This window comes from Psychrobacillus sp. (genome assembly GCF_056205495.1).
Window position 1 is genome coordinate 1 of sequence record NZ_JBAEAP010000153.1, and the last position, 9,565, is coordinate 9,565.

At 37.4% G+C, this 9,565-nt stretch carries 10 protein-coding genes; 5 read left to right on the forward strand and 5 right to left on the reverse strand.

From position 1 onward, the window contains the following. Nucleotides 1-695 (forward strand): group II intron maturase-specific domain-containing protein (locus AC06OU_RS04555; protein ID WP_475854258.1); only part of this gene is annotated, 695 nt, incomplete at its 5' end. Between the two features lie 79 nt (nt 696-774). Here the strand turns inward: AC06OU_RS04555 and AC06OU_RS04560 are convergent. Next, a complete protein-coding gene (locus AC06OU_RS04560) occupies nt 775-2,913 on the reverse strand; it encodes a M28 family peptidase (protein WP_475854259.1) in 2,139 nt (712 codons plus the stop codon). 123 nt (nt 2,914-3,036) lie between these two features. Here AC06OU_RS04560 and AC06OU_RS04565 point away from each other — a divergent pair, with 123 nt between their 5' ends. From AC06OU_RS04565 to AC06OU_RS04575, 3 genes are all read left to right on the forward strand, one after another. Next, on the forward strand, nt 3,037-3,651 hold the full coding sequence (locus AC06OU_RS04565; protein ID WP_169361130.1) for a PH domain-containing protein: 615 nt from the start codon (nt 3,037-3,039) through the stop codon (nt 3,649-3,651). 146 nt (nt 3,652-3,797) lie between these two features. Beyond that, nucleotides 3,798-4,613, forward strand: a complete 816-nt coding sequence (locus AC06OU_RS04570; protein WP_475854261.1) for a VanW family protein — start codon at nt 3,798-3,800, stop codon at nt 4,611-4,613. Nucleotides 4,614-4,628: 15 nt separating this feature from the next. Continuing rightward, complete coding sequence (locus AC06OU_RS04575; protein WP_475854263.1) at nt 4,629-5,801, forward strand: substrate-binding domain-containing protein; 1,173 nt, start codon at nt 4,629-4,631, stop codon at nt 5,799-5,801. Between the two features lie 33 nt (nt 5,802-5,834). Here AC06OU_RS04575 and AC06OU_RS04580 read toward each other — a convergent pair whose 3' ends face one another. Genes AC06OU_RS04580 through AC06OU_RS04595 form a run of 4 tightly spaced genes read right to left on the reverse strand, consistent with a single transcriptional unit; the run spans nt 5,835 to nt 8,233 of the window. Beyond that, the gene (locus tag AC06OU_RS04580) at nt 5,835-6,251 is read right to left on the reverse strand and encodes a DUF3021 domain-containing protein (RefSeq protein ID WP_475854264.1); all 417 of its coding nucleotides are present in this window, start codon (nt 6,249-6,251) and stop codon (nt 5,835-5,837) included. Then, nucleotides 6,252-6,707, reverse strand: a complete 456-nt coding sequence (locus AC06OU_RS04585; RefSeq protein WP_251557081.1) for a LytTR family DNA-binding domain-containing protein — start codon at nt 6,705-6,707, stop codon at nt 6,252-6,254. Between the two features lie 51 nt (nt 6,708-6,758). Continuing rightward, nucleotides 6,759-7,502, reverse strand: a complete 744-nt coding sequence (locus tag AC06OU_RS04590) for an ABC transporter permease (protein ID WP_475854266.1) — start codon at nt 7,500-7,502, stop codon at nt 6,759-6,761. Between the two features lie 11 nt (nt 7,503-7,513). Beyond that, on the reverse strand, nt 7,514-8,233 hold the full coding sequence (locus tag AC06OU_RS04595) for an ABC transporter ATP-binding protein (protein ID WP_475854268.1): 720 nt from the start codon (nt 8,231-8,233) through the stop codon (nt 7,514-7,516). Nucleotides 8,234-8,403: 170 nt separating this feature from the next. Between AC06OU_RS04595 and AC06OU_RS04600 the strand changes: the two genes are divergently transcribed. Further along, complete coding sequence (locus tag AC06OU_RS04600) at nt 8,404-9,558, forward strand: YecA family protein (RefSeq protein WP_475854270.1); 1,155 nt, start codon at nt 8,404-8,406, stop codon at nt 9,556-9,558. The last annotated feature ends 7 nt before the right edge of the window (nt 9,559-9,565 follow it).

The following is a 9,565-nucleotide window of genomic DNA, read 5'->3' on the forward strand; positions in this document are numbered from 1 at the left end:
AAGGCGGACCTTTGAGCCCCCTGCTTTCAAATATCGTGTTAGATGAGCTCGATAAAGAATTAGAAAATCGTGGTCACAAGTTCGTTCGCTACGCAGACGACTGTAATATTTATGTGAAAAGTCAACGCGCAGGAGAACGTACAATGAAAAGCGTACAGAGGTTTATTGAAAAGAAGCTGCGTCTGAAAGTAAATGAACTAAAATCAGCGGTAGACCGTCCTTGGAAACGAAAGTTTCTTAGTTTTAGTTTTACTTCTCATAAAGAGTCAAAGATTCGAATTGCCAAAGTTGCTTTAGAACGAATGAAGAAGAAAGTAAGAGAAATCACCTCTAGAAAGAAACCATTTTCTATAGAGTACCGTATTGAGCAGTTGAACCAATATCTAGTGGGATGGCTTGGCTATTTCGCATTAATCGATACGCCTAGTATCCTCAAACAATTAGATAGTTGGATTAAACGAAGATTACGCATGTGCTTATGGAAGAATTGGAAGAACCCCCAAACAAGAGTCAGAAATCTCGCTCGCTTTAAGATTCCTTACGGGAAAGCTTATGAGTGGGGAAATAGCCGTAAAGGCTACTGGCGCATTTCAAAGAGCCCCATATTAAATAGAACCCTCAATAACTCCTATTGGAGTTATCGAGGGCTCAAAAGTCTGCAAACTCGTTATGAAACTTTGCGTTATTCATCTTAATTGAACCGCCGTATACGGATCCGTATGTACGGTGGTGTGAGAGGTCGGGAGTTAATCACTCCCTCCTACTCGATTCATTTTACTTCAAATTTTCTAACTGTCTGCCTAGTTCTCTTAAATCAGCAACTTGCTGTGATGTAGTTGTTTTTAGTAAAGCTTCTTGATTGGTTAATGATTGCTTGAGTGATTCAATTTCTTCTGTTAAGTCAGCATTTTCTATGTCGCTTTTTCCTTTAAGAGAATGGATGACTTCATACAGATCTTCATGACCAACAATTCTTCCAGCACCCCACATGAGCTTTTCAGCAGGTGCATCTATCACGTAATCTGTGAAGTAATCAAATACTTCTTGTTCGAAATCATAGGCATACCAGTTATTATCGATGTTCCATAAGTATTCATCCAGAGGTGTAGCAAGATCTCCATCTTCTAACGCTTCAATAGAAAGGGATAAGTTATTTATATTGTTTTGTGCGTGCTCGTAAGGGAATATAACAACGTCCTCCCAAGTAAGGCGAGTGAAGCTGTCCTCTGCATGCTTGAATGCAGCTAATAAATCACTGTTAAGCTGACGGCTTTCGTTATAAAGCTTCTTATCAGCAGCTTGGTCACCTTTAGCTATAGCATTTAAATAATCTTCATTAATCTTTGCAACCTTTTTGTTTACGTCCTTTGCTGTATCCATCACCTGATCGATCTCGTCAATCAGCTCGTCCTTAGATACCTCAGCTTGTTCAAAGGCATTTTCATCAATTGTTTCTTTCATAGCATTCAAACGAGTGGTAAAGTCTAAAGGCACCACAGCCGTTTTGTCGTAATGCATAGTTAGAAGACCATATAAATTCAAGTGGAATTTAAAAGCTTCCTCATTATACGTTTCTTCTGTATCAAATTGTGAATGGTAATGAGAGCGCATAAAATCGCTATCTTGGAAATCATTGCGTAAAGCTGGAACCCCTGCAATATTAAAGGAAAAATCATCTGACCAAGTACGCAATGGAGATATTACAGAAATTCCATCCTTATAAACACCTTCTACTGCTGGAACATCTTTAGAGAATTCTGTAAGGTAATTGTTCAATTCGTATGTAGCACGAATTTCGTCCTGCGTCGTGTGCTCATATGCAGGGAGTTCAAAGTTCATGTTAGCAAATGCTTTTCCAGCCCATTCTGGGTGAACGTTAAATATTTGATTGTATGCACCAGTGGACCAGTCATAGCGAGAGTTTGAAACTCCCCACTCTTCAGCAGCTAGTGCATTAAAGATAATCGTTTTTTCTGGCTGATAGCCGCTATCGATTAGACCCTTGGCTACTCCCATCAATAATCCTATGGCAGCATGATCATCCTGGAATCCTGTGAAGTAGGAATCATAATGGGCAGATAAGATAATATAAGACTCTGGATCCTTCCCTACGATTTTTCCATAATAATTATAGGATTTGCCATCCATTTCAACAGTAGATTTTGCATCAAATTTCACTTTCATGGAGCCCATCTCACTAGCTTCCAATGATTTTTTTAACTTATTTCCATCCGTTTGGGACATTGAAAATGCAGGAGCGTCGTCCGGTCCGCAAAAATCTTGAGCATTCAATGCATCTGGAGAGACTTCTCCATAACCAGCTTCCTGCACAGCTATAACTCCTGCGGCACCTTTTAAATGCGCTTGGTATGCTGGGTAGTTTATCCACCATTCTTCACGCTGATTAATATCTATTAAAACGAGCTTGCCTTCGATGTCGAGTCCATCTAAGTCCTCAGCTGTGGCCTTGCCACCGTAAACAATGTCGTATTCCTTGACGCCATTTGTATTGAAATTAACCTGGTAGCCACCAAGAACCGCTAAATGCTCTTTACCATTTTCATCCGTAAACGTTAAATCGGCTTTTTCAAATGTCCAAGTATCTAAAGTAAACTCGTCCTTCGTTACTTCTGTAAGGCCGATTTTCTCCATTTCTTGCCCAATTTTTTCGCCGGTCTTGAGTTCAGCCTCGGAGCCAGCTGTTCGATAGCCTAGCTTTTCATTTGTTTTAAACTCTTCTAAGCTTTTAGTAAATTCATAGGCATAATCTACATCAACAGACGATAAATAATCATCCTGTAGATTATCAATTACTCCATCCTTTACTTTCTCATTGTCTTCTTTGTCCGAGCAGCCTGTTAAAGCAAGTCCCACCAGAATAGATAGTGCTATTCCTGTTGTAATTCTTTTCATGTATCACATTCCTTTCAACTCATATAGAAATTAATATTATCAAAAAATAATAATTTTTACCACTTTTCTTTGTGAATAGAAAGGAGTACGATAGGATAAAGTTACTTTAAGGAGGTCGATTATTTGTTTAAAAAGTTAGCATCAGATGCATTAGGTATTTCAGACATTGGAGTGGTTGTTTCTAAAGCAGATTTTGATAAAACGGAGTCTGATGATTTTGTCATGCATGAAGCAGGTGAAGTGGTTTATTTTCTTATCAAAACAAAGGCAGATGAATATTGCTTTACTAACCTTGCCTTAATCCATGTGGATGGAGAGAATGCCCTTAGTAAGAAAAGAACGCTTCGTCGCTATGACTATGCTTACTATCCAATCACCGATGTAGCGCTTGAAACGGCAGGAACTATCGATCTAGATATGGAGATTAAGTTCACGATTGGAAATGTGCCATTAAGCATAGATATCCATAAAAAGTTTGCTACGGAAATCAAAGACCTTTATAAGGCAATCCATACCATATCAACTCAAATGCTAGACAACAAAAAGAAATTTGATATTGCTCAAAATAGCTTAGGCTACGCTGCTCAGTCAGTAGGCAAGATGGAAAGTAAAGACATTACTCCATTGTCTTCATTCGAATCGATAACCCAGTTTTCCTCCAACTGGATGCTAGAGCAAAAAGATAAATACATGAAAAAAGACTTCAAGGACGTATTTGAATTATTTATAAATGCTTAAAAAGTATGCCACTGCCTATTATAGGGAGTGGTTTTTATATTTTTCTCGTAACTAGAAGCTGTGTTAGGTTCTGAAAATATCTTCTTATTTCTGAATAAATGGTCTATTATTGATTGTATACCATTTATAGGGAGTTGAAGTGGATAATGGAATTACTTGAACCGAGAAATAGAAGTCGGATGCGTATCTACTTTGGGAAGAGGTATTTCCGTATGAAGCGTTATATGGATTGGTATGCTGGGAAGAAAAAGTATGCTTTAAAAAAGCAATCAACCAGAAAATCAGAAATCATTGCGACTCATCGAACCCAGTTGCTACGTGAATTAAAAGATGTAGACATGTGGCTACAACACAATAAAATTACTAATCTTAAAATAGCTATCAAGCAATTAAATGGTGTTATCGTCCAACCAGGAGAGACATTTTCTTATTGGCGATTAATTGGAAACACTAGTAAGAGAAAGGGATACGTTGAGGGAATGATTTTACACTATGGAAAAGTTACTGTTGGAGTAGGTGGAGGGCTTTGCCAGCTATCAAACCTTATTTACTGGATTACATTACATACACCACTTCAGGTGACGGAAAGGTATCGACATAGCTATGATGTATTCCCGGACTCTAACCGAAGTCAACCTTTTGGAAGTGGAGCTACATGTGCATATAACTACCTGGATTTGCAAATCAAAAATGATACTAAGCAGCCTTATCAACTAGTACTGTATCTCACCGATACCCATTTAGTAGGGGAATGGAGAGCAGATAATCCTTCTACTAGAACATATGAGGTGTATGAGAAGAATCATTTGATTTCCAAGGAATATTGGGGAGGCTATGTTCGACATAACAGTATTTATAGGAGAGTCTATAATATGCAAAGTGAATTAATAGACGATGAGTTTATTGCTCGAAATCATGCAATCATGATGTATGAGCCAATGTTAACGACATCTATTGAGTAATAGGAGTTGGTAAAAATGGATGAAAGAAAACAAAAATCCTTGAGTGATAAAATTTTATACGCCGTATTTTGGTTAATCTGTATTTTTTTCTTTGGCTCATTCCTCTTTATTGTAATTGTTTTAACTGGAAATATGCATTATATCTCGCTGCTGGCTACTGGAGTGATTGTACTGTATTTATTTTACCTATTCCATTTGTTTAATTTTTTTACTACTAAAAAAAGAAAGCGATGGGTTTTAGGGATAATGGGAGTGGCCATAGTGATCAGTGCAATTACTCCAGTCAAAAAAATATATGAGAAAAATATTCCGACGGTAGATGCAGAATTAAATGTTTGGGACTATCAACCATTCATGGAGCCTTTAAAAATTGCAACTCTAGAGGAGGAATCAACATTTAAAATTACAGAGGACTTACCAAGGTTGGACGGAGCAACGGCTTTGTATCCTTTGTATGCTTCTTTTGCTCAAGCGGTTTATCCCGAAAAAACATATGAGCCAAGCTCCAGCGAAGTCATGGTAAATACGACTCCTGATGCTTACAATAATTTGATCGAAGGTAAAGTAGATATGATCTTTGTTGCAGGCCCCTCTAAGGCGCAAATCAATTATGCAAAGCGTAATGGTGTGGAGCTTAAACTCACACCGATTGGCAGAGAAGCATTCGTGTTCTTTGTCCACCAAAAAAATGAGGTAGACGAGCTCAGCCTTCAGCAAATTCAAGATATTTACTCAGGGAGCATTAAGAATTGGCAGGATGTAGGGGGAAGCGACGATTCTATACGAGCATTCCAGCGTCCCGAGGGAAGTGGTAGTCAAACAGCTTTAGAGAATTTAATGGGAGAAACACCTTTAATGGAAGCACCTACTGAAGATATTGTCAGTGGGATGGGGGGAATCATTGAAGAAGTAGCTCAATACAAGAATTATAAAAACGCAATTGGGTACACATTCCGATTTTATGCGAACGAAATGGTTAAGAACGATCAGATTAAACTATTAAATATAAACGGAATTGCACCTACAAAAGAAAATATTCGTAACAACCAGTATCCAATTGCATCGGAGTTTTATGTAGTGACAGCTAATACGGATAATCCTCATGTTGATGAGTTTGTAGAATGGATTCTATCTCCTCAGGGTCAGGAGCTGGTTGAGAAAACTGGTTACGTCCCAATAATTGAATAACAAAGAGCTGCTCTTACCCGAAGCAGCTCCTTGCTATTCCGAGATAGAATTTAGATTTTCGTTCAGTTTTTTGGCTTGTAGACGGAAATAGTAGTAGAATGCCAGCCAATGTAAAATATAAACAACAATGAAAATTGCCAGGCCAATTCCAAAGCTTAACAAAGTAAATGGTATCCAGCCAATAAAGAAAGCTAAGATAAAGTATGCTACGAAGACGGTAAGAAAATGGAAACCGGTAGCCTGCATCATAGTAAAACGCTTATTTTCAAAGTAGAGTGGGGTTACTGTAAATAACCAACCACAAAATATAGAGCCTAAAGAATTTTTTAGAAACAAATCCCCGTTTAACGTTTCTCTGTCGCTAAAGAGTACTACCCCACTTGTAAAAACTACTGATATGAATGCTCCAAAGAAAATCCCAATCATACTTCTAAACAAAAATGTTTTCATTTATTTTTTCCTCCTATTCATTTTCAGTGCGTCCTTAATGTGAGCGACGTATGTCCTAGACACATATTCCTTTGCTCCGGATTTAAAATACACACATAGCGTTCCATTGAAAGAAGCTTCAAATCGATTAAGCTCATAGAGGTTTGCTATAACAGATTTTGATAAACGTATAAATTTGCTTGATGGCAGCATTTCCTCTAGCTCATATAGCTTTTCCTTTAATTTGTATGAGCCGGTTGCGGTTACTGCATAGACTGCTTCCTGATCTGTATGAAAATAATGAATATCCGCGGGCTTTAAGATGTGTTGCATTTCATCGATTTTTCCAACTAAAAATTCTATTTCACTGCCTTTTATAAATTCCAGTAAGTCCTGGACTGGTCCATCTAGCGTAGGTGTTTCAATTTTAACCAACGTCTCTTTAAAATCACTATCAATATTTAACGATACTTTCATCTTTGACACCTCTCTTCTTTAATAGTGTAAAGGTTCTGATAATAATTGTCTTTAGATTTTCCGCTTGTGCATGAAACGAATAATAAGGACCGATACAAATAGAAGTAATCCAATATAGCTTCCAGCGAGAATCGTTTCCATAGTTAGAGAGAGCTGGCCGTTCCATACATCTATAAACAAGTTATTCATATGATAGAGTGGGTTAAGCTTTGCAAATACTTGTATAAAGTTGGGCATCAGGTTAATTGGCTGTGCGAAACCACCGGTAAAAATAACGATTTGCATAATAACGATAGAAAATACAAGAGCACTGTTTATATTATCAAATAAGGAATAAATAGCAGATGCCATGATTAGTAAGACAATGTTCATAGCTATAAAAAAAGCATAGGAAGAAAACATATCGAGTAGCACGAAGGATAAATCATACATAACTAATCCAATGCTAAGTATCATAAGATAACCTAAGGTCGTAATAATAACCGCACGTAAAATGCTTGAAGTGAGTAAAATGTTTTTGGGAACAGGAGACAAGCGAATTCGTTTTTCCACACCAGTTATTCTGTGGTTAACCTGATCAAAGCCAAAAGCAAAAAATATTACCGTAAATGTGATGAGTAATATAAAGGATGGTGTATAAGATTGAGCATAGTTTAGACCATGATCATACGTCATTTCACCATATAACTGTCCCATAAAAATATACGTTACGGGTGGGATAATAATGGTGAAAAACATATAAAAGACTTCTCTACTAAACATAAGTAAATCATATTTTAATTGTGTAGCTAGCATTGAATTGCCTCCTAAATATCAACTTTTTGAAGATAAAAATCATGTACAGAACGATAGCCTAAAGCTAAAATACTGTCAGTAGTTGAAAAAACTTCGGTTATTCCATTATTGATAAGTAAAACCTTGTCACAGTATATTTCCACCTCATCCATGTTGTGGGTAGTCAAGATGACAGTGCCTCCAGTGCATTCATTGTATTCAGTAATATAAGACCATAGCAAGTTACGCATATGTGGATCTAATCCGGTAGTTGGCTCATCTAATATAAGTAGCTTGGGCTCACACAAAAATGCAATTGCTAGGCTAACAATCTGCTTCCAGCCACCTGATAATTTATCAAAATACTTGTGGCGATGCGGATCTAACTTGAAGTCTTGTATAATTTTTTCTAAAGCAATGGAGGACCTATAATAAGACCTAAACAATTTTAATAATTCCTCCACCTTTAATGTTCGATAAAATTGGGTTGGCTGAAGAACGACAGCAATTTGTTTTCGAAGTTCTTCTAAACGGCTCATGGAGGCTAATCGAATGTCTTCTCCCAGCACATAGACTATTCCTGTATCAAATTGTTTGATGGTCATAAGAATTTCTAAAAAAGTAGATTTACCTGCTCCATTTTTTCCTATAACCCCTATGACTTCTCCAGGTGACGCTTGAAAATCTATTCCTTTTAATACCTCCTTCTCCCCGTACGATTTTTTTAAATTTCTAACTTCAATGATATGCACAAATATCACTCCCGTTTTTCTTATAAACTAATTGTATGATGAGACTTGATGGGATTCGAGCGAATTTCGGTAAGAGGTATTTTAGTTTGACCAACCTGTAGTAATTGATTGGTCAGTTGCATTTAACTACTAAAAGGAAGTATATTGATAGTATCAAAGGAGGAATTCTAATGAGTCAATCATTCTTAAACAAAGTAACCCCCCTTATCAATCATGAAGAGAGATTGGTCAGAGAATTTGCATCGTATGTACTAAATCAATTTCCATTTACACCTAGCAAGGTGGTAAATGAACAACTGACGAATGCACTAGATGCTGATGAACAAGAAAGAGATACAACTCTAGTCTGGGGACAAGAAAATAACGTTACAGAAGAAACGTTCCCGATTCTGATGAAGCTCCTCCAAAAGGTAAAAAAATCGAAAAGACATCTAGTCCTTCAATATGTCATGAACCTTCCTTCACAGGTTCTAGTAGACAAAGCCGAACAGCTTACTCCCTATATAGGAACAGAGTATACTGATTTCAATAAGCTACTGTTGGAGGCAAGCGAGGATACACTTTGGAAAACATATGAGGACGTTGTGGGTTACGTTAACCGCGATGGCTTTAATGCACTTGAATTTCAGAAGTCGAAAAAGCTGCTTGGGCGACTGATTGATATAGGCAGCTATGGGAAGCAGGAAGTAGAGAAGACCCTTCAGCAAGAACTAGGGGAAAAGTTTTTCTCGGTGTTTGGTATTTTAGCAGTAAGAGCGGTTGGCCTACTACAGTTAAACGAATATATACCTACACTTGTATCCCTACTAGATAGAGAAGAAGAAATTCTATTAGAAGAATTGGCAGTTGCGTTAAGTAGCTTTCAGACGGATGACGTAGTAGAAGCAGTTGCTCCATATGCGATGAAGAATGAGACGTGTATTTATGCTGCTAGTATCTTAAAAGAAACAAAAACTGAAAAGGCAATAGAAGTGCTGGTAAAGAGCTACGACAAATTAGATGAAAGTGGTAAAGAAACTGTTATCGAATCTCTAACAGCCCAATTAACAGAGCAAGCCTTCCCACTGATAGAGGATTATCTCCATAACGGCTATCATGGAGGGTTAATTGATTTAGAACAGACGCTTTATGCGTTCTATACAGTAATGGGACGTTCCCATCCATCTATGGAAGAGTGGAAGCAAATTGCCGAACAAAACGCCATAGAATTCGAACAAGAGCAACAAGCACAAGCACCTCAGCCAGCAGTAAGCGAAAAGGTCGGTAGAAATGATCCCTGTCCTTGTGGTAGTGGAAAAAAATATAAAAAATGCTGTGGAAAATGAAATGTTA

Coding starts and splice junctions, on each gene's coding strand:
- AC06OU_RS04560 (WP_475854259.1), bottom strand. CDS start 2,913: ATGAAAAGAATTACAACAGGAATAGCACTATCTATTCTGGTGGGACTT.
- AC06OU_RS04570 (WP_475854261.1), top strand. CDS start 3,798: ATGGAATTACTTGAACCGAGAAATAGAAGTCGGATGCGTATCTACTTT.
- AC06OU_RS04575 (WP_475854263.1), top strand. CDS start 4,629: ATGGATGAAAGAAAACAAAAATCCTTGAGTGATAAAATTTTATACGCC.
- AC06OU_RS04580 (WP_475854264.1), bottom strand. CDS start 6,251: ATGAAAACATTTTTGTTTAGAAGTATGATTGGGATTTTCTTTGGAGCA.
- AC06OU_RS04585 (WP_251557081.1), bottom strand. CDS start 6,707: ATGAAAGTATCGTTAAATATTGATAGTGATTTTAAAGAGACGTTGGTT.
- AC06OU_RS04590 (WP_475854266.1), bottom strand. CDS start 7,502: ATGCTAGCTACACAATTAAAATATGATTTACTTATGTTTAGTAGAGAA.
- AC06OU_RS04600 (WP_475854270.1), top strand. CDS start 8,404: ATGAGTCAATCATTCTTAAACAAAGTAACCCCCCTTATCAATCATGAA.